At 38.9% G+C, this 25,922-nt stretch carries 23 protein-coding genes; 19 read left to right on the top strand and 4 right to left on the bottom strand.

Annotated features, from left to right (window positions below):
* Nucleotides 1-526: 526 nt before the first annotated feature.
* Nucleotides 527-1,486 carry an IS5 family transposase gene (locus MS2017_RS05145; protein WP_478209810.1) on the bottom strand — a complete coding sequence of 320 codons (960 nt, stop codon included), beginning with the start codon at nucleotides 1,484-1,486 and terminating at the stop codon, nucleotides 527-529.
* Nucleotides 1,487-1,771: 285 nt separating this feature from the next.
* Entirely contained in the window at nucleotides 1,772-6,322 is a 4,551-nt protein-coding gene (locus MS2017_RS05140; RefSeq protein ID WP_122951484.1) for a SwmB domain-containing protein, read from the bottom strand.
* A 402-nt stretch (nucleotides 6,323-6,724) separates the two neighbouring features.
* Here MS2017_RS05140 and pdxA point away from each other — a divergent pair, with 402 nt between their 5' ends.
* Genes pdxA through MS2017_RS05120 form a run of 4 tightly spaced genes read left to right on the top strand, consistent with a single transcriptional unit; the run spans nucleotide 6,725 to nucleotide 9,593 of the window.
* The gene (gene pdxA, locus MS2017_RS05135; protein WP_198934549.1) at nucleotides 6,725-7,699 is read left to right on the top strand and encodes a 4-hydroxythreonine-4-phosphate dehydrogenase PdxA; all 975 of its coding nucleotides are present in this window, start codon (nucleotides 6,725-6,727) and stop codon (nucleotides 7,697-7,699) included.
* Complete coding sequence (rsmA, locus tag MS2017_RS05130) at nucleotides 7,692-8,444, top strand: 16S rRNA (adenine(1518)-N(6)/adenine(1519)-N(6))-dimethyltransferase RsmA (RefSeq protein ID WP_180334672.1); 753 nt, start codon at nucleotides 7,692-7,694, stop codon at nucleotides 8,442-8,444. Before pdxA ends, rsmA begins: the two co-directional genes overlap by 8 nt.
* Nucleotides 8,428-8,799, top strand: coding sequence for a Co2+/Mg2+ efflux protein ApaG (gene apaG, locus MS2017_RS05125; RefSeq protein WP_180334673.1), 372 nt, complete (start codon nucleotides 8,428-8,430; stop codon nucleotides 8,797-8,799). The genes rsmA and apaG overlap by 17 nt, the downstream gene beginning before the upstream one ends.
* Nucleotides 8,796-9,593 carry a symmetrical bis(5'-nucleosyl)-tetraphosphatase gene (locus MS2017_RS05120; protein ID WP_122951482.1) on the top strand — a complete coding sequence of 266 codons (798 nt, stop codon included), beginning with the start codon at nucleotides 8,796-8,798 and terminating at the stop codon, nucleotides 9,591-9,593. Before apaG ends, MS2017_RS05120 begins: the two co-directional genes overlap by 4 nt.
* Before the next feature lie 21 nt (nucleotides 9,594-9,614).
* Here the strand turns inward: MS2017_RS05120 and dapF are convergent, their stop codons facing one another.
* Complete coding sequence (gene dapF / locus MS2017_RS05115; RefSeq protein ID WP_338134308.1) at nucleotides 9,615-10,445, bottom strand: diaminopimelate epimerase; 831 nt, start codon at nucleotides 10,443-10,445, stop codon at nucleotides 9,615-9,617.
* Nucleotides 10,446-10,723: 278 nt separating this feature from the next.
* Between dapF and MS2017_RS05110 the strand changes: the two genes are divergently transcribed.
* The 15 genes from MS2017_RS05110 to fabF all read left to right on the top strand — a co-directional run bounded on the left by MS2017_RS05110 (nucleotide 10,724) and on the right by fabF (nucleotide 25,462).
* Nucleotides 10,724-11,077, top strand: a complete 354-nt coding sequence (locus MS2017_RS05110) for a gamma-butyrobetaine hydroxylase family protein (protein ID WP_122951481.1) — start codon at nucleotides 10,724-10,726, stop codon at nucleotides 11,075-11,077.
* A gap of 47 nt (nucleotides 11,078-11,124) precedes the next feature.
* Nucleotides 11,125-13,410 carry an outer membrane protein assembly factor BamA gene (gene bamA / locus MS2017_RS05105; protein WP_122951480.1) on the top strand — a complete coding sequence of 762 codons (2,286 nt, stop codon included), beginning with the start codon at nucleotides 11,125-11,127 and terminating at the stop codon, nucleotides 13,408-13,410.
* A gap of 11 nt (nucleotides 13,411-13,421) precedes the next feature.
* Nucleotides 13,422-14,417, top strand: coding sequence for a UDP-3-O-(3-hydroxymyristoyl)glucosamine N-acyltransferase (gene lpxD / locus MS2017_RS05100; protein WP_122951479.1), 996 nt, complete (start codon nucleotides 13,422-13,424; stop codon nucleotides 14,415-14,417).
* Nucleotides 14,418-14,419: 2 nt separating this feature from the next.
* Nucleotides 14,420-14,863, top strand: a complete 444-nt coding sequence (gene fabZ / locus MS2017_RS05095; RefSeq protein WP_122951478.1) for a 3-hydroxyacyl-ACP dehydratase FabZ — start codon at nucleotides 14,420-14,422, stop codon at nucleotides 14,861-14,863.
* A gap of 12 nt (nucleotides 14,864-14,875) precedes the next feature.
* Nucleotides 14,876-15,667, top strand: coding sequence for an acyl-ACP--UDP-N-acetylglucosamine O-acyltransferase (gene lpxA / locus MS2017_RS05090; protein WP_122951477.1), 792 nt, complete (start codon nucleotides 14,876-14,878; stop codon nucleotides 15,665-15,667).
* Nucleotides 15,668-15,674: 7 nt separating this feature from the next.
* Nucleotides 15,675-17,204, top strand: coding sequence for a murein biosynthesis integral membrane protein MurJ (murJ, locus tag MS2017_RS05085; RefSeq protein ID WP_122951476.1), 1,530 nt, complete (start codon nucleotides 15,675-15,677; stop codon nucleotides 17,202-17,204).
* Nucleotides 17,201-17,467: an oxidative damage protection protein gene (locus tag MS2017_RS05080; protein WP_071563586.1), complete on the top strand. Its 267-nt coding sequence runs from the start codon at nucleotides 17,201-17,203 to the stop codon at nucleotides 17,465-17,467. Before murJ ends, MS2017_RS05080 begins: the two co-directional genes overlap by 4 nt.
* Nucleotides 17,467-18,078, top strand: a complete 612-nt coding sequence (gmk, locus tag MS2017_RS05075; protein WP_071563585.1) for a guanylate kinase — start codon at nucleotides 17,467-17,469, stop codon at nucleotides 18,076-18,078. The genes MS2017_RS05080 and gmk overlap by 1 nt, the downstream gene beginning before the upstream one ends.
* A 164-nt stretch (nucleotides 18,079-18,242) precedes the next feature.
* Nucleotides 18,243-19,097 (top strand): RNA polymerase sigma factor RpoH, encoded by an 855-nt coding sequence (gene rpoH, locus MS2017_RS05070; RefSeq protein ID WP_122951475.1) that lies wholly within the window; start codon nucleotides 18,243-18,245, stop codon nucleotides 19,095-19,097.
* Between the two features lie 27 nt (nucleotides 19,098-19,124).
* The gene (locus MS2017_RS05065; RefSeq protein ID WP_071563584.1) at nucleotides 19,125-19,412 is read left to right on the top strand and encodes a co-chaperone GroES; all 288 of its coding nucleotides are present in this window, start codon (nucleotides 19,125-19,127) and stop codon (nucleotides 19,410-19,412) included.
* An 11-nt stretch (nucleotides 19,413-19,423) separates the two neighbouring features.
* Nucleotides 19,424-21,052 (top strand): chaperonin GroEL, encoded by a 1,629-nt coding sequence (groL, locus tag MS2017_RS05060; protein ID WP_071563583.1) that lies wholly within the window; start codon nucleotides 19,424-19,426, stop codon nucleotides 21,050-21,052.
* 237 nt (nucleotides 21,053-21,289) lie between these two features.
* Nucleotides 21,290-23,173 carry a DNA topoisomerase IV subunit B gene (gene parE / locus MS2017_RS05055; protein ID WP_071563582.1) on the top strand — a complete coding sequence of 628 codons (1,884 nt, stop codon included), beginning with the start codon at nucleotides 21,290-21,292 and terminating at the stop codon, nucleotides 23,171-23,173.
* Nucleotides 23,166-23,840 carry a 7-cyano-7-deazaguanine synthase QueC gene (gene queC, locus MS2017_RS05050; RefSeq protein ID WP_071563581.1) on the top strand — a complete coding sequence of 225 codons (675 nt, stop codon included), beginning with the start codon at nucleotides 23,166-23,168 and terminating at the stop codon, nucleotides 23,838-23,840. The genes parE and queC overlap by 8 nt, the downstream gene beginning before the upstream one ends.
* A gap of 76 nt (nucleotides 23,841-23,916) precedes the next feature.
* Entirely contained in the window at nucleotides 23,917-24,144 is a 228-nt protein-coding gene (gene acpP / locus MS2017_RS05045; RefSeq protein ID WP_071563580.1) for an acyl carrier protein, read from the top strand.
* Nucleotides 24,145-24,217: 73 nt separating this feature from the next.
* Complete coding sequence (gene fabF, locus MS2017_RS05040) at nucleotides 24,218-25,462, top strand: beta-ketoacyl-ACP synthase II (protein ID WP_122951474.1); 1,245 nt, start codon at nucleotides 24,218-24,220, stop codon at nucleotides 25,460-25,462.
* A gap of 266 nt (nucleotides 25,463-25,728) precedes the next feature.
* On the opposite strand, the gene MS2017_RS05035 is transcribed toward fabF, so the two are convergent.
* Nucleotides 25,729-25,920 (bottom strand): hypothetical protein, encoded by a 192-nt coding sequence (locus MS2017_RS05035; protein WP_122951473.1) that lies wholly within the window; start codon nucleotides 25,918-25,920, stop codon nucleotides 25,729-25,731.
* Between the last annotated feature and the right edge of the window lie 2 nt (nucleotides 25,921-25,922).

The following is a 25,922-nucleotide window of genomic DNA, read 5'->3' as shown; positions in this document are numbered from 1 at the left end:
AGATACACCCCCTACATTAGACATAAATATTAGCCAAAAGCCAACTTTCGCTCATTTGTAAATTTTTTATAAATCCCACCTTATGCCATTTTCAGAAATAAACCAAACAATCTGGCGTTCACCTTCATTCCAAGTATTTTTACTGCCAATACTTGGGGCAATTATAAGCACCATATTGTTCATTTTATTTTTGAGTAATGATATTTACCTCTGCCAGAATAGGCTTTATAAAAAATTACAACTGAATAAAATTTGCCCTTTATTCAATATTTGTACCCAATACAAAAGCCTGATATAACATTAATTTTCTACTCCATCAAGCGCAATAATTTCAGCTCACCTCCAAAGACCCCTGCATAGCACCCTAAAACCAACCATCAAAACCCAAAACCCTCAATTTTTGACTTTTCAAAGTCAAAAAACATATAAAACCCAGCTTTCATTAAAAAAATCATCAATACCAACTATAAATCGCTCATTTTCTACTCTTTTTTGTACTGTTTCCACAAAAAAAACACAATAATCCCTAGGCTGTATTTAATCCCTTGTTAATATAAACATTCGCCGCTCTAACTAGATTATAAGCAATAGCTTTAAGATTAACTTCGCTGGCAACTTTCTCTAAACCAATATAACGACTTCTTGCCAAACCATAAGTGCGTTTGAGTGTACCAAAGGTGCGTTCAACCACAAACCTTCTTTTGCTGATTGCTTTATTGCGTAATTTATTCCAATGACTCATTTGCTTGCCTTTGGGTTTTTTGCGCATAATACCATCTCTTAACTTTTGTGCTTTAAGTGCCTCACTATTAGCTTGAGAGGCTGCTCCTTTGTCGTATAAAACTCTTACGCCTTTTTGATTGCCTGCCTGTTTAACATTTTCTTCAAAATGAGTCATTTCACTATCATTAGCAGGGTGCGTAGTGGCTTTGTTAATTAATCCATTGGCATCAGTTGTTACTACTGATGAATATCCATAAGTGTATTTTCCCGCCTTAAATGTCCATCTTGCATCTTTATCATCTGAATATTGAATTGGGTTACTATCAATCTCATAAACCTCACCAGTTTTGTGTGTTGTAATAATCTTCTTAGTGCGTCTAGCACTTTGAATTAAGGTTGCATCCATGGCAACATGTTTGCCATTAGAGAGTTTGAGTTGATTGTTCTCAAGCATAAGATTGATGCTACTCAAAAGTCTATCAAATAGATTTTGTTTGATTAGTTTGGTTCTAAATCTGCCAATGGTTGTGGCATCAGGTTTGTTGCCACTTAGGCTAAAGTTGCAAAAGTTAATAAAGACTAAATCTCTACTAAGACTATCAGCCAACTTCTCATCAGAGAGATTGTGCCATGTGCCTATTAATAGCGCTTTAAACAGACTAACAGCAGAATAGTCAACTTTAATATGAGACAGATCTTTGGCTATAACTTCCCAATCGATAACTTTGTTAATGATGTCTAGTTGGGAGTTTGGTATGTTGATAAAACTATCAGCAAAGGTTTGTTCTTGAGTGGTTTTAACTCGAATTTTTTTGTAAGTATCTGATAATTATAGTATTTTATCATAAATGCTAATGTTTGCATAAGGTTTTGAGGGTTGATTTGTGATTTTTTGTTGGGTTTTTTAGTTTAATGCAGGGGTCTTCTCCATTGCTTTTTATCCGTAAAAAAACCACCTTAAGGGGTGGTTTTTATTGTCTACTGAAGGGCGACGAACAAAAGCATAACATTTTTGCTAGACCCTACCTCTCAAGGTCTACTATTGATATTATTCAAGCACTAAATTACCATTATCAATCATATCACTTAACAAAGTGGCACTATAGCCAACACCTAATAACAGGATACTTACAGGGCTATTGAGCTCCCCAGCGCCGTCATGATCAATGGTTAATTTGGTGTTAGCGCCTTCTTCTGTCATTGTTATAAAATTACTTAGAGAAGTAGAGTTATATCCTATTAATAAATCTTTAAGATCAATAATATCTGCTTCATTGTTTGTGCTTACACCCACTGTAAAGTCATCAATAGAATCATTACCAGCATTTTCAAAACCATAATAAAATGTATCTCTGCCACCTTTGCCATATAACAAGTCATCACCTGCTCCACCTATTAAAACATCGTTTGCAGCACTGCCATTAAGTGTGTCTTCGCCACCCAAACCATGTAGTGTAGCTTGTGTAGCAGTCACTGTAAGTGTATTATTACCGTTATCACCTTGTTGTGTCTTACTACCATCAAAAGTACCCTTGATCCTCCAATTATAGGTGTCTATTAAATATTGCCTGGCAGTAACATCGGTGTAGTTTGCAATATCCCATTTAACACGCTCCTGAATAGCAGTCTCTCCTGCCACAGTATCAAGCTTTGCCCAGCCACGCAAGGTATTGTCCATATTATCTACACTCATCAAGGTAGTAGCAAGCATTCCTTCCGCATATGTTAAACTAGAAACATCCCAACTGCCAAGATCTTGGCTAAAGTTAAGCTTCCGAGCGCCTGCATAAGAAAACATACTACTCATTTCAGTCACATTACTAACATCCCAACTGCTAATATCTTGGTTAAAAGAATATGCCTCACGAAACATCTCGTTCATTCTAATCATATTACTAACATCCCAACTGCTAATATCTTGGTTAAAGGCATCTGCCCTGAAAAATGCGTTAGTTGCATCTTTTACATGAGACACATCCCAATGAGTTAAATCATCAATACTAGATTCTGTACCAATAGCAACCCGATCTTTTAATAGAGTAATACTGGTTTCATTTTTACTAATGGCAACATTGGAATTTCCAGCAATATTTTCAAAAGTATCTGCTGCAACTGTAATGGCAACATTGGAATGCTTCCCACCTAGGCTTGGGGCTACTACAGCGGTGTATTGGCTTGTATTTACTCTGAGAAATGAATCTGAAACAATGCTACCATTGACAATACCAATATCCTCTACGGTAAACGACCCGTTTTTAATGGCTTCACTAAAATTAAATGTGATTATATTAGCGTCAATATTCAAACCGCCACTGCCTGTAATCGTCAAAGTTGGTCCAATGCTGACAGTGTTATTAGTAACGCCTAGGTCATTCGTACTTGCAGCATCATTACCCGCTATATCTTGAATGGCTTTAGTGTCGTCACCCGCAGTAGGATCAATATAACTAATCGATACAGTGGCATTACTGGCAACAGCGTTCACCAAAGTCAAGGTAATGGTCTTAGCAGTGGCATCAATCACGACAGCATCTGTAAAGGCATTTGCAACAACACTACCCGCCACTTTGAAAATAAAGGCGCTAGTTGCAGGTGCATTGCCAGCGTCTAAAATTTCATCACAGGTAAGTGTTAAGGTCGCACCATTAACAGTGGCGCTGGTAAATGTAGGTGCAGTGGTATCAACAGCAAGTTCCATAAGTCCGACCAATTGAACCGCATCAATTAGATTGAACTCGTTTACACTGGTACTTCCAACGCTAATGCGAATTTTCTCTGATTTATAACTCAGCATACTATCAAGTGTAATTTCTGTATCACTAACCTTGCCTTCAACAACACCTGTCATCTTTCCACCTGTTTCAGCTGTTCCTGATTTAGTGTAAATCGTTGTAAAGTCACCGTCTTTAAATACCTCTACCCTGCTGATGTCACCCGAGTTAAATACTTCTCTAACAACAATTTTCTGAATAAAAACCTCAGTATCGTAGGTTAAAGTAATTGTGTTTATTTTCGACCTGTCATCCCCGTGTTCTGCCCACGAGTTTTCGACTTTCGCCTCATTATCACCAAGAGTCAAGGATGAATCAGGTGCGCCAATTACTTGATTGGCATTATAATTGGCAGATTGACTACTAGCAATAGCGCTGATCGCCCACTGCTCCCTGCTGCCATTATCTGTAACAATAGGCGTTGTTAAAACAGCGTCATGTCCAACATTATCTTTAATAGATGTGTCACTTGCTACAAGCAATGCATCAACGCCAGCAGTAATACCACCAGCAAGGTCATTGTCGCCAAGAACAATGGTATATCCAAATACCAAAGTATCGCTAGAAGAACCTGAGATATAAGTAGCAGTCTTGTCCGTGTTACCCACATTAATAGTATAAGTAGGCGTGCCAGTTACCTCAACAGCTTCACTCATGGTAACAGTAACAATAATTTTATCACCTGCACTCAATATACCAGTCTTAACAGCACCCGTAGAGTCTGTTGCAGTGATGGCTGTAGCACTAACTGTTGGTACGGCAGTGTCAACAATAAGTTCTGCAAGTCCCACCAATTGAACCGCATCAATTTCATTATATTCGTCTATGCTATTTCCAATACTAATACGAATTTTGTTTGATTTATAACTCAGTGCATCGTCAAGTGTAATTACTGTATCACCAACCTTATTTGCAACAACACCAGTCATCTTGCCACCCTCTTCAGTCGCCCCTTTAGTATAAACCGCTACAAAATTGCCGTCTTTAAATGCCTCTACCTTGGTAATAGTACCTGAATTAAATGTCTCTCTAACAATAATTTTTTGAATAAAAACCGCCGTATCATAGGTTAAAGTAATTGTGTTCACTCTTCCTTTGTCGCCTCCAGCTTCTGCCCACGAATTAACCACATCTCCCTCATCACTACCAAGAACTAACGATGAATCGGGTGCACCAATTACTTGACTGGCGGAATAAGACGAATCATTATATTGACTACTGGCACTCGCACCAGTCGCCCATTGTGCTTTGCTACCATTATCTGTAACAGCAGGCGTTGTTAAAACAGCGTTACTGCTAGCAATACCTCCTTTAATAAGCACACCACTTGCTACAAGCAACGCATCAACGCCAGCAGTAATACCGCCAGCAAGGTCATTGTCGCCAAGAACAATGGTATATTCAAATACTAAGGTATCGCTAGAAGAACCTGAGATATAAGTAGCAGTCTTGTCCATGTTGCCCACATTAATAGTATAAGTAGGCGTGCCAGTTACCTCAACAGCTTTATTCATGGTAACAGTAACAATAATTTTATCACCTACATCCAATGCGCTAGTCTTGACAGCACCAGTAGCATCTGTCGCAGTGATGGTTGTGGCGCTAACTATTGGCCTGGTATCAACAGTATTATTGACAACAATTAACCCATTCATATTTGCAACATCATTACCCGCTATATCTTGAATAGCATTAACATCATCCTCTGCAGTAGGATCAACATAATTAATCATTACAGAGGCATCACTGTCAATAGCATTCGCTAAAGTTAGGGTAACAGTCTTAGCCGTGGCATCAATCATGACATTGCCTGTAAAGGCATGCTCAACGGTATTATTATCGACTCTAAAAACAAAGACACCAGTTGTAGGTATATTAGTAGCATCTAAGTCTTCACTACAAGTAAGCACTAAAGTCGTACCATTAACAGTAGCACCAGTAAATGTAGGCGCTGTAGTGTCAATGCTGATCTTATCATTAGCAACATTAGTAGTGCTATCACCTGCCGCATTACTTACCGTGGCGACCACGCTATAACTACTGCCATTAGTGAGCGCCACCAAGGTGCCGCTGGTTGGGGTATCTACGCCCAAATCAAGATGCCAAATACCACTGGCATTTGGAATAACGCTATAAGTCGCACCAGAAACAGTCACACTGAGGCTCTCGCCACTGGCAAGTGCCGCATTGGTGCCAGTAGTGCCAGTAATCACTGGCTCAGTGCTATTAATGGTTATTACATCAACCGTTGGTGCCGCTGGTTTATCTGTTGGGTCGTTAACATCATTGCCACCATTGCCATTATCATCACTACTACCACTACCAACGGCAACGGCAACAACTACAGCCGCAACTACAGCCACAATTTCTTTATTTGCAACAATGATATCTTCAAAACTTTGATTATCATCTGTGCTGACTACACTAGATTCTGTGGAAACAATAGATTGTTCGCCATAAAAATATACCACTTGTGAACCATCTTCTAAAGTGAAAAATATATCAGCAACAACATGATAAAGTCCGCCGTTTTTGGTGGGTAGAGAAACCAAGCAAGATAAATCAGTTGTGCAAACATTAAAATAGTTATCAAAGATAATGACACTTTCTTCTAACGCTACTTCTAAATCATCGCCGACTTTTTTGGCAATTAAGTTTAACTTTTTAGTGTTAAAATCTTTGGTGTTTAATTGGTAAGCCGTGCTTGCTTGAACTTGAATGTGCTGAATACCTTTGGCAATAGTAACAACTTCTTTATTAAGATGATTAGTAAGTTTTTGTGCTTTATTTTGTAATACCATTATTTGTTTTGGCGTTTTGACTTGCATAGCTCTCTCCTGGCTTATTTATTATTATTTTATAACTCTTACATTGACTTACTTAAGGGCATTGCGCATAAAAATTATACAGTAATCCTTTATTTAAACACAAATTATTTATAGTCAGCACCAAAAATAATTTTATCTACCTAAAGTTCTACTATTTGAGACCTTTGCATAAATATGGATGATTAGCAAAATTCAATTTTTGCCCACTTGGTGATTTTCTTAAACCTTGTCCTAGCAGGACTAAGGCTGGGTTTAAAAAATTACCAAGTGGGTGAAGAGTGGATGCTTGATGATTATTTATATTTATGCAAAGACCTCTATTTACATTTTATATCTTTGAATTAGGGCATTAGGCTTTATAATGACTGCAATTTTTCAACACACTTTTAAACAAAAAAAATAATGCTCGCATTTACCCTCGGCGAACCCGCTGGAATTGGTCCTGATTTGGCAGTGATTATCGCCCAAGAGAAAACAGCACAAAACTTACTGCTTTTTGCTGACCCCGATGTATTGATATCACGGGCAAAAATTCTTAATTTAAGCCTTAAAATTAGCGAAACAGAAAGCAGTTGCCAACCCAATACCTTGTGCGTTTACCCTGTAAAAACTGCCGATAAAGTTGTTGCTGGTAAGTTAAATAAAAACAATGCCGAATATGTCCTGAACACACTGGATTTGGCAACACAATATTGTCTTGATGGTAAAACTCAAGCCTTAATTACTGGCCCTTTACATAAGGGCGTGATTAACCAAGCAGACATTTATCAGGATAAAAATGGCAAAGGCTTTAGCGGACATACCGAATATTTGGCTGAAATTTCTGGTGCTAATAAAACGGTCATGATGCTAGCCACCAAAGGGTTGCGCGTTGCACTAGCAACAACACATATACCCTTGTCTCAAGTAGCACAACATATACATACCAATGCTTTGGAAGAAACTTTACACATTATTCACAATGCTTTGCAAAATTACGGTATTCAAAATCCAAGAATTGTGGTTTGTGGACTCAACCCGCATGCGGGCGAAGGTGGGTATCTTGGTTCTGAAGAAATTGAAATTATCAACCCTTTGATTGACAAACTGAACACGCAAGGCTTTAATCTTGTTGGCAGCGTGCCAGCAGATACCGCCTTCACACCTGATGCACTACAAGGCGTGGATTGTGTGCTAGCAATGTATCACGATCAAGGATTGCCAGTGCTTAAAACTTTGGGTTTTAAAAAAGCAGTAAATGTAACGCTGGGTTTACCTTTTATTCGCACTTCAGTAGACCATGGCACTGCACTTAATTTAGCGGGCACAGGTAACATCAGTTTAGGCAGTCTATACACGGCAATTGATTACGCCAAAAACTTACTCAATAATGCATAAGGCTCGCAAACGCTTCGGGCAAAACTTTTTAACCGATAATCGAGTAATTGAGCGTATTGTGGCGGTGATTGCACCAAAATTTAATGACAATTTACTTGAAATTGGTCCTGGGCAAGGAGCAATGACATTGCCTCTATTGGAGCAGGTTAAAACATTAAATGTGATTGAGATTGACAGAGATTTAATTGCTTTGCTAACTGATTTTAACAAAGACAATCTGGTTATTCATGAAGGTGATGCACTCAAATTTGATCTCAGCATTCTGCCAAACCCGATTCGAGTGGTTGGTAATCTGCCTTACAATATCTCATCCCCGATTCTTTTCCATCTGCTTGAAAATCGAGACAAAATAGTAGACATGACTTTTATGCTACAAAAAGAAGTGGTGGAAAGAATAGTAGCAGACAAAGGCTCAAAAATCTATGGGCGTTTGAGTGTGATGATACAAGCGTTTTTTGAGGCTGAATTAATCTTTATCGTTCCACCCGAGTCTTTTAACCCGGCACCAAAGGTGGAATCTGCTATTATCTACCTCAAGCCTTTGCCCAAAACAGAAGTTAAAAATATGGCAATTTTTGAAAAAATTGTTAAAGCTTCTTTTGCGCAACGCAGAAAAACCTTAAGAAATTGTTTAAAATTACACCTATCGCAAGAACAAACTGCTATTGATTTATCGCAACGCGCTGAAATGCTTGCAGTACAAGACTTTATTACTTTGGCCAATGATTATGAAAAACAACATTAGAATTACCGTTCAAGTTGTACCACTACCTCAACACACCAACCCTTCTGAAAGTAAATATGTGTTTGCTTACACAATCACCATTAATAACGAAGGTGAAATCGGCATGCAATTGCTCAGCAGACATTGGGTCATTCAAGATGAAACAGGATATATAGAAGAAGTGACTGGCAAAGGCGTGGTTGGCGAGCAACCTCACTTATTACCGGGTGAGTCATTTGAATACACCTCTGGTTCCGTTATTAAAACTCAAACTGGCACCATGAAGGGTGAATACAATATGATTAACGATGCCGGCGAACACTTTGATGTTGATATTCCAGAATTTGTCCTAAGTGAGCCATACACGCTACAATGAGTGATTATTTAATTGGCGATATTCAAGGTTGCTATGACGCCCTCCAAATACTGCTCAAAAAAAGCCATTTTTCTCTCGATAAAGACCGATTATTTTTCCTTGGTGATGTGGTTAATCGTGGCAATAAATCACTTGAAACCTTACGCTTCATTAAAAACTTAGGTGACAATGCAAAAATGCTATTAGGCAACCATGATTTTCATCTATTGGCATGTGCACTTGGTAGTAAAATACCAAGCAACAAAGATACTTTTAGTGATATTTTAAACGCCAAAGACACACAAGATTTGATTAGCTTTCTGCAAAAACAACCCTTGGTAATTGAACATCAAGGCGCATTATTGGTGCACGCAGGCGTTCCGCCAATTTGGGACAAAACCACCCTCTTAACACAAGCTGCCACAGTTGAAAAACACTTAAAAAGTCATCAAGCAGGTGACTTTATCAATACCATGTATGGCGACCATCCACATACCTGGTCAGAAGATTTAAATGCAATGGACAAATGCCGATACACCATTAACGCCTGTATGCGTATGCGTTTTTGTAAAGCAGATGGCACCTTGGAGTTTCAAGGAAAAATGAATCACGATACTGCCCCCGAGGGTTTTAAAGCATGGTTTTTACAAGACAACAGGACATTGAAAAACACCGATATTTTCTTTGGTCATTGGTCTACTTTGTCAAACATTGGCCAGCCACATATTTATCCAATGGACAAAGGCTGCGCTTGGGGTGGTGCATTGAATATGATTCGCTTTGAAGACAAGCGCATATTTTCTATTGATTGTTAAACCAGAACTAGGCTTGGCGTGCTAGATATCCACCTGCCCTTCAAATACAAACTCAGCAGATCCTCGCATATTAACACCATTATTATCAATATCAATAAACAATTCACCCCCTTTCAATTCAACCGTAACTTCATTGGCGTCAATGTTATTTATTTTCTGTAAATATGCCACAGTTGCACATGCACCACTACCACAAGCCAAAGTTTCCCCTACGCCTCGTTCATAAACTCTAAGTGTGATATTGTGTCTGTCCATAATACTGACAAAATTTACATTCACCCCTGCTGGAAAATCAACAGAGTTTTGTATTTTTTTAGCAATCGTTTCAATGTCTTGGCTAATATCATCCACAATTAATACCGCATGTGGATTGCCCATTGATACCACGCCAAGTGTTTCACCTTCAACAACATAGGTCGCATTAACGCTGTCTAATTGCCCAAAAGGGATGTCTTTTGAGTGCCATATTGGCTTTCCCATAGCAACAACAACTTCATTGTTATTGCGAACAAGCAATGTCATTACACTCTCTTTAGTTTCCACGACAATTTCTTCGTCAAATCTTTTGTTTGTTAATTTTTTTTCAACCACAAAACGCGCAAAACAACGCGCGCCATTCCCACACTGCCCTACTTCGGAGCCATCAGCGTTAAAAATTCGATATTTAAAATCATTGTTATGTGCCTCTGGCTTTTCAACTAACAACAATTGGTCAAACCCCACGCCAAAATGCCTATTTGAAAGTTTTTGAATTTGCATCACGGACAACGATATCGACTGATTGATTGCATCAATCACCATAAAATCATTGCCAAGCCCCTGCATTTTTGTAAAATTAATCAACATACGCATATTTTATCTCTAAAAAGTTGAGACCTTTGCATAAATATAAATAATCATCAAGAATCCATATTTATGCAAAGGTCTCAAGTTACTGAAAAATTATACATTCAACCCCTCTACTCTCAACAGTTCTATTTTAAAAAAATAAAATCAATAAACAGTGCTCCACAACGACATACATTTAATAGAGTATTAAACCCATAATTTCTATTTTTAGATTGAAAGGCTGTAAGCAAATAAACTTCGGGTAAAATCGCATTTAATCTAATTTCTTTCGAGCAAATCTAATGCAAACACCCAGTAATATTACCCTTAATAAAGCAAAAAACCTTTTAACCCTTACTTTTGGCGATACCGAATATCCGTTGACTGCTGAATATTTAAGAGTTCATTCACCTTCTGCTGAAGTGGTGGGGCATGGGCCAGGACAAGAAACCTTACAAATAGGCAAAGAAAATGTTACTATTAAGCGCATTGAACCTACTGGTAATTATGCCATTGTTTTGTTTTTTAGCGATGGTCACGATAGTGGCATTTATTCTTGGGAACATTTGTATAATCTTGCGACAGAATACGAGGTACGCTGGTCTAATTATCTAACAAGACTTAAGGACGCAGGGCATTCTCACAAACAACATTAAACGCTGTATAATTACACATTTTTTTATCCTCTAACTGTCTTATTGCCATGAAAAAAATAATCGTTAAACTCGTTTTAATGGCAAGCCTATTAAGTGCTTCATTGGCTTTTTCAGTCCCCATTAAGAATATTGAAATCCTAGGTCTTAATGCCATTTCTAGAGGAACGGTACTCAGTTATTTGCCCGTTGAAGTAGGAGATGACTACGGCACACAAACCTCATCAAAAATTATCCGGGTTCTTTATAAAACACAATTTTTTAAAGACATTGAGGTTGCAGAAGAAGATCAAGTTTTAAAAATCAAAGTAATAGAAAACCCCTATATTAAATATGTAGATTTTCTCAATAATTCAGAGAAAGTGCTTGACCAAGATACCATTGAAAAAGTGCTAAGTAGCATGGATTTAACCCAAGGCAAAATTTTCAATAAAAAACAATTAGATGAATTGATTGACCAAGTGAAATCAACTTACATTAGCCAAGGTTACTACAATGTCAAAATTACCAAAAACATTGAAATTGACAATCAAAACAGAGTGGGAGTTGAGCTCGATATTAGCGAAGGGGAAATTGCCCGTATCAAGACAATGCGCATTATGGGTAGCAAAACAAAGACCGAGGAAGAGCTGCTTGATTTGTTTGAAATTGGTGAGCCTAATTGGTTTTTGTTAAACTATTTTACCGAAAAAGACCATTATTCAAAAATTGCATTAGATGCAGGCATTGAGGCGTTAAAGTCACAGTACATCAACTCAGGTTATCTTGATTTTAAAGTGACTGAGGTCAAAAGTGAACTGTCTGAAGATAAAAAAAATATCGATATCGCTCTTCAAATAAAAGAAGGAAATAAATACACCATTGGTAACATTGATTTCTCAGGAAACACACTAAATAAGTCTGACAAAAGTCTGACAAAATTACTAACAATTAAATCTGGCGATGTGTTTTTACGCAAAAAAATTATCAATGATATTAAAGTTATAACAGATGCTTATACCGAACAAGGTTATGCTTTCGTTAAAGTAGATGTGACAACCACTGCAAGCACAATAAAATCTGTTATTGACTTAAATTTTAAAATCATACCAAAGAAAAAAGTTTATATCAATCGCATTACTATTACTGGCAATACCAGAACGCAGGATGAAGTTGTGCGTAGGGAAATTAGCGTTTACGAAGGCGGGCTATATTCAGACAAAGCATTAGAAGATTCAATAGCCAAGATTAAGCGACTGGGGTTCTTTTCTAATGTAACGATGCGTGTTTCTAAAGTTAAAGACTTTAGCGACAAAATTGATTTAAATTTTGTGGTAGAAGAGACCAAAACGGGCACCTTTTCTGTTGGCGTATCTCATTCTAGCAGTTCTGGTGCCGCCTTTAATTTAGGTGTGCAAGAAAAAAACTTTCTTGGTACGGGTAATGTATTAAATGCATCTGCGTCTAATTCTGAAGCGGTAAAAGAGTTGTCCATCTATTTTTCCAATCCTTATTTCACTCAAGATGGTCATAACATTAATTATGGCATTTTTAATAAAAAAACTGATGGTGCGCAATTGGATGTTGCTTCTTATAAAATCAATCAAAGTGGGGGAAGTGTCGGTTACGGCATCCCGATTACAAAAAACACACGCATTACCACAAATTTAAAATTTTCCAACAGAGATGTTACTTGTGGCACTGATTTTTCAGATAAATACGAACCAACACAATGTGCCAGCAGCAACAAAACTGAGGTTAAATTTAATGCAAATTGGAGTCATAACACCTTGGATAATTATAATTTCCCGACAGCGGGAGACAAAAGAAGTCTTAATTTGAGTGTTGCATTGCCAATTGCCGATTTCAGGTATTATAAATTAAACGCTTCACAAAAAAAATACCGTCCACTCTTTAAAAATATAACCTTTAAAACAAATACCAAAATAGGTGTGGCACAAGGTTATGGCAACACAGAATTGCCATTCTTTGAGCGATTCTATGGAGGTGGCTCCTCTTCTGTGCGTGGCTTTGATTTTAACTCTCTGGGTGAAAAATACGAAAATGGAAAGGCCAAAGGCGGTAAATTGTCTGTGCTAACAGGTATTTCTGTAATTTCACCGCTTACCTTTGTAAAAGACAGTACCAATATGCGCTTAAGTGCTTTTATTGACATAGGTGGCATTAGCGAAGAAGTGTTTAACTTTGCCACCTCTGATTTGCGTGCTTCTGCTGGCATCGCATTTACTTGGCTAACCCCTATTGGCCCATTAGGTCTCTATGCTGCCGAACCTTTTTTAAAGCAAGAGGGTGACAAAACCAAGTCCTTTGAGTTTACTATTGGCACAAGCTTTTAAGGCGCTTAATAATGTATATATTAAAAGACATTGCCACTTTTATTGACGCCGAATTAATAGGCGATGCGTCAATAAAAATCAACAGTCTTGCCACTAGTTTTAATGCACAAAAAGATCAACTTACTTATGTTGCCTCCAATAAATACAAATCAGATTTACCAACCTTAACAGCAGGTGCAGTCATCATAACCAAGGATTTGTTAAAAGATTGCCCCACTAACGCCCTTGTGGTGGATGATGTTTATTTGGCTTTTGCTCAAATTACGCATTATTTTAAGCAACCACCCACCTATTTTGATGGTGTCCACACCAGCGCTCAAATTAACAGCAAAAACATTGCCAAAAATTGCACTATTGGAGCACATGTTAGGATTGGCAAAGACTGCACCATTGGCGCCAATACAGTCATTGAGCAAGGTGTAACAATAGGGAATAATGTCGTTATCCAACCCAATGTGACTGTTTTGCAAAACTGCACCATTGGCAACAATGTCTCGCTCTCAGCAGGCGTGGTCATCGGTTCAGAAGGTTTTGGCAACGCTCTGGACAGTCAAGGACATTGGCACACTATTGCACATTTAGGCAATGTGGTCATTGGGAATGATGTTGCTATTGGTGCAAATACAGTTATCGACAGAGGCACATTGGAAGACACGCAAATACACAATGGTGTGCGTCTTGATAACTTGGTGCACATTGCCCACAATGTCAGTTTGGGTGAAAACACAGCAATTGCTGCTGGTGTAACCATTGGCGGTAGTGTAACATTGGGCAGGCGATGCCAAATTGGTGGTGGTGCAGTGATTGCCAGCCATATACACTTAGCAGACGATGTTGTTATTACTGGTGCCAGTACGGTGGACAAACATTTAGATAAAGGGCGCTACACAGGCTTTACCTCCATTTCTCCGCATTCAGATTGGAAAAGAACCCAAATATGGTTGTTAAAACTTGATAAAATCACACAATACTTAAACATTCAATTGAAACACTTAAAAGGACGATAAACATGGAAATGAACATTCAAGATGTTAAAAATTATTTACCACACCGCTACCCTTTTCTAATGATTGACAGGGTACTAGAATTAGAAATCGGCAAATCTATCGTTGCTCTCAAAAATGTTTCTTTTAATGAGCCACAATTCACTGGACACTTTCCAGCGCAACCAATTATGCCAGGCGTGTTGATTATTGAGGCGTTGGCACAAGCCACAGGTATTCTGGCATTTAAATCTGAAGTGGGCAAACCAATTGATGGGCAAATTTATATGCTGGTTGGTGTGGATAAAGTGCGTTTTAAACGCATGGTTGAGCCGGGTGACCAATTGCACCTTGAAGTAGAAGTTTTAGCGGTTAAACGCGGCATTTGGAAGTTTAAATGTGCTGCCACAGTTGATGGAAAGATAGTGACTACTGCTGAATTAATGTGCACCCAAAAAGCCGCAAGTTAAACGAGGACTAGTATGACAATACATCCCAGTGCAGTTGTTGACCCCAGTGCAAAAATTCATAAAGATGCCAAAATATGTGCGTACACTATCATTGGTGCAAATGTTGAAATTGACTCAGGCACCGTTGTAGAATCCCACGCTGTCATACAAGGGCCAACCAAAATTGGCAAAAATAACCATATTTATTCATTCACCTCGATTGGTGGCGATCCGCAAGACATTACTTATGAAGCCGGACAAGAATCTAATTTGATTATTGGCAATGACAATCAAATTCGAGAATTTTGCACCATTAATCGTGGTACAGAAAAAGATGAATCTATTACTCGTGTTGGCTCCAATAATCTGTTTATGGCGTATGTGCATATTGCCCATGATTGCTATATTGGCAACCATATTATTATGTCAAACAACGCCTCATTAGCTGGGCATGTGCGCATACAAGATTGGGCAATTCTGGGTGGTTTTACCTTGGTTAAACAATTTTGTATGATTGGTATGCATACTTATGTTGGCATGGGTTGTCAAATCAACAAAGACATTCCCTCTTATATGCTGGCATCAGGTGTGCAAACTCGTGTTCGTAGCATTAATGCCGAAGGTATGCGCCGTCGAGGCTTTTCAACGAATGCAATTGCTGCCATTAAACGCGCTTTTAAAATAGTTTATCGTGGCTCTGGGTTGCTTGACCAATCTTTAAAAAAATTGGAAGAAACCGAATCCGATCATGTGGAAGTCCTACAATTCGTAGCCTGTATCCGCAGCTCTAAAGCAGGCATTATGCGTGGCCCTAACGAAGAATAACACCTAGGTGGACAAGTCTTTTTTAAAGTCTAGTGGTGTTGTTACTATAATGACTTTTATATCACGAATTTTAGGGTTAATTCGTGATTATATTGTGGCACGATACTTTGGTGCAAATGGCTTAACAGATGCCTTTTTAGTTGCTTTCAAAATCCCTAATTTTCTCAGGCGTTTGTTTGGTGAAGGTGCTTTTTCTCAGGCATTTGTACCCATTTTAGCTGACGCTAAAGCCAATCACAGTGAAGCGGAAGTGCAAAATATCATCAACCATATTGGCACCAAATTCCTAACCACTCTCATTGTTCTTACTTTGATCGCCGTAATCATCGCTCCTGCCATTATCTTTGTGTTTGCTTGGGGCTTTTATTTTGATGCCGATCCAACCAAGTTTAACTTGGCAACAGATATGTTGCGCATTACTTTTCCCTACCTATTACTGATTTCATTAACCGCATTTGCGGGTAGCATTCTCAATACTTACGACAAATTTTCGATACCTGCCTTTACCCCTGTGCTGTTAAATATTTCCATGATTTTGTGTGCAGTTTATTTGTCAGGAAATTTAGACACGCCCATTATGGCACTGGCTTGGGGAGTGTTGATTGGTGGTGTTGTGCAATTGTTATTTCAAATCCCATTTTTAATCAAAATCAAAAAAATGCCTCGCCTGGTAAAAGGCGACCACCAAGCTGTAAAAACCCTCAAAAAACGACTAATACCCGCCCTATTCGGTGTTTCAGTATCACAAATCAACCTACTAATTGACACCATGATTGCCACCATGATGGTCAGTGGTAGCGTGTCTTGGTTGTACTATTCAGACAGATTGCTAGAATTGCCTTTGGCATTGATTGGCATTGCCTTAGCAACAGTAGCCCTGGCTAAACTCAGTCGTCATTTTGCCAACAAAGATGAGCAAAAATTTACCCGCACAGTGGACTATGCACTCAAAATTGGCTTAATATTGGGTGCACCTGCTTGTATAGGGCTTGTTTTGTTGGCAGAACCCCTAATGATTACTTTGTTTCAATATGATAAATTTGATGCCTTCGCTGCTCATCAATCTGCACTTAGTCTGATGGCTTATGGCGTTGGATTGATAGCATTTATTACCATCAAAATTTTAGCACCTGTGTTTCTTGCCAGAGGCGACACCAAGACGCCTGTTAAAGTAGGCATAATAGCAATGGGTACCAATGTGTTTTTAAACGCCATATTGGCTTATTACTATGCACACACAGGTTTGGCAATTGCCACCTCAATATCTGCGGCTATCAACGCCTCTTTATTGTATTATTACTTAAATCAGCGTGCTATTTTTACGCTTTCTAAGAATTTTTTCAAACTATTTCTTAAAGTTTTACTGGCAACTATTATAATAGCCATCTTTATTTTAAATTTTAATCAAACAATCAATGACTACCTAAATGCCAGCGCTTGGAACAGAGTGTTAGAAATAGGGTATGTCATTAGCCTTTCAGTGCTTATTTATTTTGTAAGTTTAAGACTGTTGGGTGTAAAAATGAGGGAATTATGAACACTGTAAATTGTATCCAACTAAACAAAGAACTCGAAGCTTTAGAGCGAGCGCCTTATCCAGGTGAACTGGGCAAACGCATTTTAGACAATGTGTCCAAACAGGGCTGGCAAGCATGGCTAGATCATCAAACCATGTTAATTAACGAAAATAACCTTAATATGTTAGACGAAAAAGCACAAAGTTACTTAAAAGAACAAATGGAAAAATTCTTCTTTTCAGCAGACGGAGCTGATGACATTGTAGGTTACACAAAAGAATAATGGCCAATCTATTTATTATCGCCGCCCCCTCTGGTTGTGGCAAAACCTCTTTGGTCAAAGCCTTGATTGAAAAAACGCAAAATCTTTGTGTCTCAGTCTCACACACTACTCGTGTGGCTCGTCCAGGTGAAATACATGGAAAAAACTACTTCTTTGTTGACAAAGATGAGTTTGATGCCATCAACGACAATGATGGCTTTATTGAATCGGCTTGTGTGTTTGACAATTACTATGGCAGTGCCAAACAAACGGTTAAAGATTTATTGGCAGCAGATCAAGATGTGATTTTAGAAATTGATTGGCAAGGTGCCAGACAAGTTGAAAAAAGTTTTCCAAATATTATCAGCATCTTTATCATCCCCCCTTCTATTGAGGCACTTAGAGAGCGTTTAACCGGTAGAGGGCAGGACGATGCAGCCATTATTGAACGCAGAATGCAAGACGCTGTCAGTGAAATGCAACATTATAATGAATTTGACTATTTGGTCATTAACGATGACTTTGAAACGGCACTCGATGACTTGTCCAATATTATTCATTCGCAGAGATTAGACACCGAGCAACAATTTTCTAAGCACCAAACCTTGCTTGCATCTCTAACCCGACAATAGAAAATATAAATTATAGCCAACCCTTTATCAACCTAATAATTAAACACAGCAAATTGGCACTAAATTTGCATTTCCTATTTTTTAAATTGGGTGCGGAAGCCTTATAAAAAAACCTTAAATTAAGGTATAATACTTTTGTGTTTTCTCCTCTTTAATACAAGACAATGAATCAAAAATCTACCCTACCCAGCGTTCAAACGCCTAGTGCAAATACTGGCATTGGTGTTCAAAAATATCCGCCGATTCTATCGGCAGAAGAAGAATATGCCTTGGCTGTTGAATTGTATGAAAACCACGATTTAAGCGCAGCCAGAAAACTGGTATTATCACACATGCGTTTTGTTGCTTTTATTGCACATGGCTATAAAGGTTATGGGCTTGAGCAAGCAGATTTAATTCAAGAAGGCACGATTGGTTTAATGAAGGCGGTTAAGCGCTTTAATCCCAATAAAAATGTACGCCTTGCTTCTTACGCAGTTTATTGGATTCGTGCTGAAATTCACGAATTTATCTTTAAAAACTGGAAGATTGTCAAGGTTGCGACGACGAAATCACAGCGCAAATTATTTTTTAAACTTAAAAAAGCAAAATCACATATCTATACCTCCCTTAGTGCAGAACAAGCAGAAGAAATAGCCAATGAACTGGGTGTGCGCCCTAAAGATGTTTTGGAAATGGAATCTCGATTACAATTCAATGATGTTGCTTTTGAGGCTACAGACTCAGACGAAGAAAATACCTTTGCACCAGAGCGTTACCTAACTGACGCTAATGCACAAACACCTGAGCAATTATTACTCAGTAACGACACTCGAAAAAACCAGCAACAACAACTCTACAAAGCACTTTCCGCACTTGATGAAAGAAGTTTGGATATTTTGCAATCTAGATACTTGAAAGAAGAGAAAACGACCCTACATACTTTAGCAGACAAGTATGATGTTTCTGCTGAAAGGATTCGTCAACTTGAAAACAAAGCCATGCAAAAGCTTAAGAGCTTGTTAAAAGAACAAGTTTAAAAACTCAAAAATTAAATAGGAGAAAAAATGAATATTCGCCCCCTACACGACCGTGTGGTCGTTCGCAGATCAGAAGAAGAAAAAACCACAGAAAGTGGCTTGATTATCCCTGGTTCAGCAAGTGAAAAGCCTTCAGAAGGCATTATTGTTGCCGTGGGTAATGGTAGAAGAAATGACCATGGTGATGTGATTGCCTTGGATGTCAAAGTTAAAGATAAAGTTTTATTTGGTCAATTCGCTGGCACAGAAATTAAAGTGAAAGGCGAAACCCTATTGGTGATGAGCGAAAGCGATATCGTTGCTATTATTGAATAAAGGAGATTAGAATGAGTGTAAAAGATATAGAATTTGGCATAGACGCCAGAAATTTAATGCTAAACGGCGTTAACATACTGGCTAATGCAGTAAAAGTAACCTTGGGCCCTAAGGGTCGTAATGTGGTTTTAGACCGTTCATTCGGTGCACCAACCATTACCAAAGATGGCGTTTCCGTAGCACAAGAAATTGAGTTGGAAAATAAGTTTGAAAATATGGGTGCGCAAATGGTGAAAGAAGTTGCCTCCAAAACCAACGACATCGCTGGCGATGGCACAACAACGGCAACCGTATTGGCACAAGCCTTGATAACCGAAGGTGTTAAAGCAGTTTCTGCTGGCATGAACCCAATGGATCTTAAGCGTGGTATTGACAAGGCTACCGAAGTGGCTGTCAAAGCACTACACGATCTTTCTCAACCTTGTGATGACACCAAATCAATCGCTCAAGTGGGTACAATTTCTGCCAACTCTGATACAAGCGTTGGTGATATTATTGCTGAAGCCATGGAAAAAGTGGGCAAAGAAGGGGTTATTACTGTTGAAGAAGGCTCAGGTCTTAACAATGAATTAGATGTGGTTGAAGGTATGCAGTTTGAACGCGGTTATTTATCGCCTTATTTTGTCAACAACCAAGACAATATGAGTGCCGATTTAGAATCACCTTTAATCTTATTGAATGAGTCAAAAGTCTCAAACATCCGTGATTTATTGCCTGCTTTAGAAATCGTGCAGAAGTCTGGCCGCCCTCTTTTGGTTATTGCTGAAGACATTGAAGGGGAAGCCTTAGCAACTTTGGTTGTTAATAATATGCGTGGCATTGTTAAAGTAGTGGCAGTTAAATCTCCAGGCTTTGGCGACCGTCGTAAAGCAATTTTGCAAGACCTTGCCGTGCTAACAGGTGCTGTGGTAATTTCAGAAGAAGTTGGTTTGTCCCTTGAAGCCATCACCGAAGAACAGTTAGGTTCTGCTAAACGCATTGAAGTTGGCAAAGATGAAACTGTGGTTGTTGATGGTTCAGGCTCAAAAGAAGACATTGCTGGTCGTATTAAACAAATCAAAGCGCAATTAGAGCAAACCACTTCTGAGTATGATATGGAAAAACTACAAGAACGCTTGGCTAAATTATCTGGCGGTGTTGCCGTTATCAAAGTAGGCGCTGCCACTGAAGTTGAAATGAAAGAAAAGAAAGACCGTGTTGATGATGCACTTCATGCCACGCGTGCCGCTGTGCAAGAAGGCGTAGTACCGGGTGGTGGTGTTGCCTTGGTTCGTGCAATTAAAGCCTTAGATAAATTAACAGGTGACAATCACGACCAAGACATTGGCATTGAAATAACCAAACGCGCCATGGAAGCACCTTTAAGACAAATTATTTCGAATGGTGGCGGCGAGCCTTCTGTTGTTCTTAATGAAGTCATTAAAGGCACAGGCAACCATGGCTACAATGCTAGCACAGATGAATATGGCGATATGCTGAAAATGGGTATTCTTGATCCAACCAAAGTCACTCGCGCTGCTTTGCAACATGCAGCAAGTATCTCTGGCTTGATGATTACCACTGAAGCAATGATTACTGATACACCGCAAGAATCTGCACCTGCAGCCCCAGATATGGGGGGCATGGGCGGAATGATGTAAATCATCTGACTTTTAGTTATAAAAAGCCTCGTTTTTACGGGGCTTTTTTTGGTATGATACTTTTCAAAATAACTTGAAACAATTGTATAATTATTGCATTAACTTTTTACAACTTATGAAACAAACAAAACGACGCTTTCTCTGCTTTAAAATTCGCCAAATAACAGATTATTTTATATATATTTGGGTGAAAAATTTATCATTTGCAAGCCTTTCTAAATCAAATTGGGTTCATTTATGAGTAACTATGATTCGTCTTCCATCGAGGTATTGTCAGGCTTAGATCCAGTGCGTAAACGCCCCGGAATGTACACAGAAACTGAGCGTCCCAATCATTTGGCACAAGAAGTTATTGATAACAGCGTCGATGAAGCGGTGGCTGGATACGCCACCAAGATCAATGTGGTGCTTTGCAAAGATAATTCCATCTCAGTGGAAGATAACGGTCGTGGTATGCCTGTTGACATTCACCCCGAAGAAGGGATATCGGGTGTTGAGGTAATTCTTACCAAACTGCATGCGGGGGGTAAGTTTTCAAACGATTCTTATCAATTTTCTGGAGGCTTGCACGGGGTTGGTATTTCAGTGGTAAATGCCCTGTCAACCTTGGTGGAAGTGTGGATTAAACGCGATTCTAAAACACATTATATTTCATTTTCCAATGGTCTTAAAAAATCTGAACTGGAAGTAGTTGGCACTGTTGGAAAGCGCAACACAGGTACCAAAGTTAAGTTTATTCCAGATGCACAATTTTTTGACACAGTTAAATTTTCTGTTACCAAGTTAAGACACAATTTACGCTCAAAAGCAGTATTATGCCCAGGTTTAGAGGTTACTTTCCGCAATGAAATTGACGGCACCGAAGACCATTGGAGTTATAAAGATGGTTTAAAAGATTATCTGTCCATTTCACTTGATGGCTTAGACTGTTTACCAGAAGTGCCATTTGTCGTAACTTATGAGTCCAATGAACAGCAAATGCATTGCTCCTTAGCGTGGACAGAATACAACACCAATGTCATCAGTGAAAGTTATGTCAATCTCATTCCCACTTCCCAAGGTGGCACACATGTTAACGGGTTACGATCTGGATTAACAGATGCTTTAAAAGAATTCTGTGAATTTAGAAATCTATTGCCAAAGAACCTTAAGCTTACACCCGATGATGTTTGGCAAAAAATCGCCTATGTATTGTCTATTAAAATTTTAGACCCACAATTCTCAGGACAAACCAAAGAACGACTGTCCTCTAGAGAATGCGCAGGTTTTGTTGCTAATGTGGTTAAAGATATATTTAGCCTTTGGTTAAACCAACACACTTCAATTGCTGAAAAGATTGCCGAATTGGCAATTATGAATGCGCAATCACGGATGAAAATAGGGAAAAAAGTGATACGCAAAAAAATAGTAAGTGGCCCTGCCCTACCGGGTAAACTATCAGATTGCACCAGTATTGACCTCAATCAAACTGAAGTATTTCTCGTTGAAGGAGATTCTGCAGGTGGCTCTGCCAAACAAGCACGAGACAAAGAATACCAGGCTATCTTGCCATTACGAGGCAAGATCTTAAACACTTGGGAAGTCGATTCGGATCAAGTGTTGGCCAGTAATGAAATACACGATATCAGCGTTGCCATTGGCTTAGAGCCAAACTGTAATGACTTGTCAGGGCTAAGATATGGAAAAATTTGTATTTTGGCAGATGCAGACTCAGATGGTGCACATATTGCCACCTTGATTTGCACGCTATTTGTCAAACACTTTCCAAAGTTAGTCAAAGAGGGGCATATTTATGTCGCAATGCCGCCACTATATCGCATTGATGCTGGCAAACAAGTACATTATGCACTAGACAATGCTGAACGCGATGCCACAATTAAGAAAATAGAAAAAGACAACAAACGCGTTAAAATTCAAGTCCAGCGCTTTAAAGGCTTGGGTGAAATGAACCCCTCGCAACTGCGAGAAACCACAATGTTGCCCGACACCCGCCGATTGATTCAATTAACACTTGATAACCCCCTACAAGTAAACCAAACAATGGATATGTTACTCAGTAAAAAGCGTGCGCCAGACCGAAAGAAGTGGCTGGAAGAAAAAGGAAATCTTGCCAATGTCTAAAGCAGTCGTTCTTTTATCGGGTGGTTTGGACTCTACCACCACCCTTGCCATTGCCAAATCCCAAGGGTTTGATTGCTACGCATTAAGTTTTGATTATGGGCAAAAACAAAAATCAGAACTGAATGCTGCCAAACAGGTTTCTGAATTGTTTTCTGCTACTGAACACCGCATTATGACCATCTCTTTAAGCGATATTGGCGGATCTGCACTTACTGACAGTGCGATTGATGTGCCAAAATTTAAAAAAAGTAACGACATTCCCATTACTTATGTGCCTGCACGCAACACCATCTTTTTGTCTTATGCAATGGCATGGGCAGAAGTGCTAGAATGCCAAGACATCTTTATCGGCGTTAATGCACTGGATTATTCAGGCTACCCAGATTGTCGTGCAGAATATATTAGCGCCTTTGAAACCATGGCAAATCTTGCCACCAAACAAGGTGTTGAGGGTCAAAAACTTACTATTCACACGCCATTAATAAATTTACATAAGGCGCAAATCATTCAAAAAGGTCTGTCATTAGGCGTGGATTACGCCATGACCACCACTTGCTATCAAGCAGATGAAAATGGCGATGCCTGCGGGTTTTGTGATGCTTGCGAATATAGAAAACTCGGCTTCAAGGAGGCGAATATAGTTGACCCCACCCGTTATCAAAAATAGTTGCAAAAACACTATTGCATAAAACTATTTTTACGATAAAATGTAACTTTTATAATTATTACACAGGAAATAACAAATGAGTATTGAGCAAAGAGTAAAAGCAGTGGTAGCCGAACAATTAGACGCAAGTGGTGATATTGACAATAATGCCTCTTTTATTGATGATTTAGGTGCAGATTCCCTAGATACTGTTGAGTTAGTTATGTCACTTGAAGAAGAGTTTGACTGCGAAATCCCTGATGATGAAGCAGAAAATATTACTACAGTTCAGCAAGCAATTGACTATATCAATAACAATTTGTAATTTCCATTAATTGACTTAAATTCAAAAAAGCGCTTTTGTTAGCGCTTTTTTTATATAAAAAAGAGGCGTTTGCATGAATACGAATAAAAGAAGGGTTGTTATTACAGGCATGGGTATAGTTTCCCCCGTTGGATCAACTATATCTAGTGCATGGGATAACATCCTTAAGGGGCAATCAGGTATCAACACTTTAAGTAATATTAAAACTGAGGGGCAGTCGGTTACTATTGGTGGCTCAGTTAAAGATTTTGATATTGCTGATTACTTAAGACCCAAAGATTCTAAAAAAATGGATGTTTTTATTCATTATGGCATGGCGGCAGGTATTCAGGCGATTGAAGACAGTGGACTTGAAGTTACTGAGGAAAATGCCGAACGCATTGGGGTTGCAATTGGCTCAGGAATTGGTGGACTAGGTTCCATTGAAAAAGCCGTTGACCTTTTTAGAGAAAAAGGTGCAAGGCGAATTTCGCCCTTCTTTGTCCCCTCTTCTATTATCAATATGATTTCTGGCAATTTGTCTATTAAATATGGTCTCAAAGGGCCAAATTTTGCCATTGTAACAGCATGTACAACGGGCACACACAATATCGGCGATGCATCGCGTCTGATTGAATATGGCGATGCCGATGTAATGATAGCTGGCGGTGCTGAAATGTCAACCACCAATTGTGGCTTAGGTGGGTTTGCATCAGCACGCGCCCTCTCCACTCGTAACGATGACCCAGCAACCGCATCCAGACCTTGGGACAAAGACCGTGATGGCTTTGTCCTTAGTGATGGCTCTGGCGTAGTGGTACTAGAAGAATACGAGCACGCCAAAGCTCGTGGTGCAAAAATATACGCCGAAGTTTCGGGCTATGGCATGAGTGGCGATGCCTACCACATGACTTTGCCTTCTGAAGGGGGCAAAGGTGCAGCTAGATGTGTAAAAAATGCACTTCGAAATGCAGGCATTAATGCTGAACAAATTGATTATATCAATGCACACGGCACTTCTACACCTGCTGGCGACCAAGCAGAAACTGATGCAACTAAGTTGGCATTTGGCAATCATGCCCACAAAATTGTAATGAGTTCTACAAAATCAATGACGGGTCATTTGCTAGGAGCTGCTGGAGGCATTGAGGCAATTTTTACTGCCTTATCAATCAGAGATCAAGTGTCACCACCCACCATTAATATCATCAATCAAGATCCTAATTGCGATTTAGATTATTGTGCCCATGAAGCCAGAGAGATGAAAATTAACCATGCAATCAGTAATTCGTTTGGATTTGGTGGCACCAATGGAACGATTTTATTCTCTAAAATTTAAAACTTATCGTTTTTTATGATGGACACTTGAATTAATTAAATTCACCAAATTGGCGATTTTTTTTAAATTTTTTTTAAAGGCAAACTTCATTCAGTTGTAATTTTTACAAATGAATGAAATTACCCTTGGGTTAATTATTTATCTTTAATGCAGGGAGCCTCTGTCTTAATAAAACCAAGACTGGGTTTAAAAAATCGCCAATTTAGCGTGAAAAGTGAAGGCTTAATGTTGATATAAAGATTTCACTATTTTTTAGACTGGGAAAATTAAAGTTGCTTAATGCCGTCATCAAACAATGATTTACCAAAATCATAAATCCTAAGTACACCATTTTGCACACTGTGTTTTGCCACTTCTTTGTTCATTGTTAAAGACCAGTATTCATCTGTTGATTTAAATTGAACTGCACCGCCAGTCAACGCTAAAATCACAATGCTACCCACTAAAATCTTAATCATAA

Source organism: Bathymodiolus thermophilus thioautotrophic gill symbiont (assembly GCF_003711265.1).
GTDB lineage: Bacteria > Pseudomonadota > Gammaproteobacteria > PS1 > Pseudothioglobaceae > Thiodubiliella.
Note: the sequence above shows the minus strand (reverse complement) of the source record. Positions and strands in the feature narration are given on the sequence as shown.

Coding starts and splice junctions, on each gene's coding strand:
- MS2017_RS05140 (WP_122951484.1), bottom strand. CDS start 6,322: ATGCAAGTCAAAACGCCAAAACAAATAATGGTATTACAAAATAAAGCA.
- pdxA (WP_198934549.1), top strand. CDS start 6,725: ATGCTCGCATTTACCCTCGGCGAACCCGCTGGAATTGGTCCTGATTTG.
- rsmA (WP_180334672.1), top strand. CDS start 7,692: ATGCATAAGGCTCGCAAACGCTTCGGGCAAAACTTTTTAACCGATAAT.
- apaG (WP_180334673.1), top strand. CDS start 8,428: ATGAAAAACAACATTAGAATTACCGTTCAAGTTGTACCACTACCTCAA.
- MS2017_RS05120 (WP_122951482.1), top strand. CDS start 8,796: ATGAGTGATTATTTAATTGGCGATATTCAAGGTTGCTATGACGCCCTC.
- dapF (WP_338134308.1), bottom strand. CDS start 10,445: ATGCGTATGTTGATTAATTTTACAAAAATGCAGGGGCTTGGCAATGAT.
- MS2017_RS05110 (WP_122951481.1), top strand. CDS start 10,724: ATGCAAACACCCAGTAATATTACCCTTAATAAAGCAAAAAACCTTTTA.
- bamA (WP_122951480.1), top strand. CDS start 11,125: ATGAAAAAAATAATCGTTAAACTCGTTTTAATGGCAAGCCTATTAAGT.
- lpxD (WP_122951479.1), top strand. CDS start 13,422: ATGTATATATTAAAAGACATTGCCACTTTTATTGACGCCGAATTAATA.
- fabZ (WP_122951478.1), top strand. CDS start 14,420: ATGGAAATGAACATTCAAGATGTTAAAAATTATTTACCACACCGCTAC.
- lpxA (WP_122951477.1), top strand. CDS start 14,876: ATGACAATACATCCCAGTGCAGTTGTTGACCCCAGTGCAAAAATTCAT.
- MS2017_RS05080 (WP_071563586.1), top strand. CDS start 17,201: ATGAACACTGTAAATTGTATCCAACTAAACAAAGAACTCGAAGCTTTA.
- gmk (WP_071563585.1), top strand. CDS start 17,467: ATGGCCAATCTATTTATTATCGCCGCCCCCTCTGGTTGTGGCAAAACC.
- rpoH (WP_122951475.1), top strand. CDS start 18,243: ATGAATCAAAAATCTACCCTACCCAGCGTTCAAACGCCTAGTGCAAAT.
- MS2017_RS05065 (WP_071563584.1), top strand. CDS start 19,125: ATGAATATTCGCCCCCTACACGACCGTGTGGTCGTTCGCAGATCAGAA.
- groL (WP_071563583.1), top strand. CDS start 19,424: ATGAGTGTAAAAGATATAGAATTTGGCATAGACGCCAGAAATTTAATG.
- parE (WP_071563582.1), top strand. CDS start 21,290: ATGAGTAACTATGATTCGTCTTCCATCGAGGTATTGTCAGGCTTAGAT.
- queC (WP_071563581.1), top strand. CDS start 23,166: ATGTCTAAAGCAGTCGTTCTTTTATCGGGTGGTTTGGACTCTACCACC.
- acpP (WP_071563580.1), top strand. CDS start 23,917: ATGAGTATTGAGCAAAGAGTAAAAGCAGTGGTAGCCGAACAATTAGAC.
- fabF (WP_122951474.1), top strand. CDS start 24,218: ATGAATACGAATAAAAGAAGGGTTGTTATTACAGGCATGGGTATAGTT.
- MS2017_RS05035 (WP_122951473.1), bottom strand. CDS start 25,920: ATGATTAAGATTTTAGTGGGTAGCATTGTGATTTTAGCGTTGACTGGC.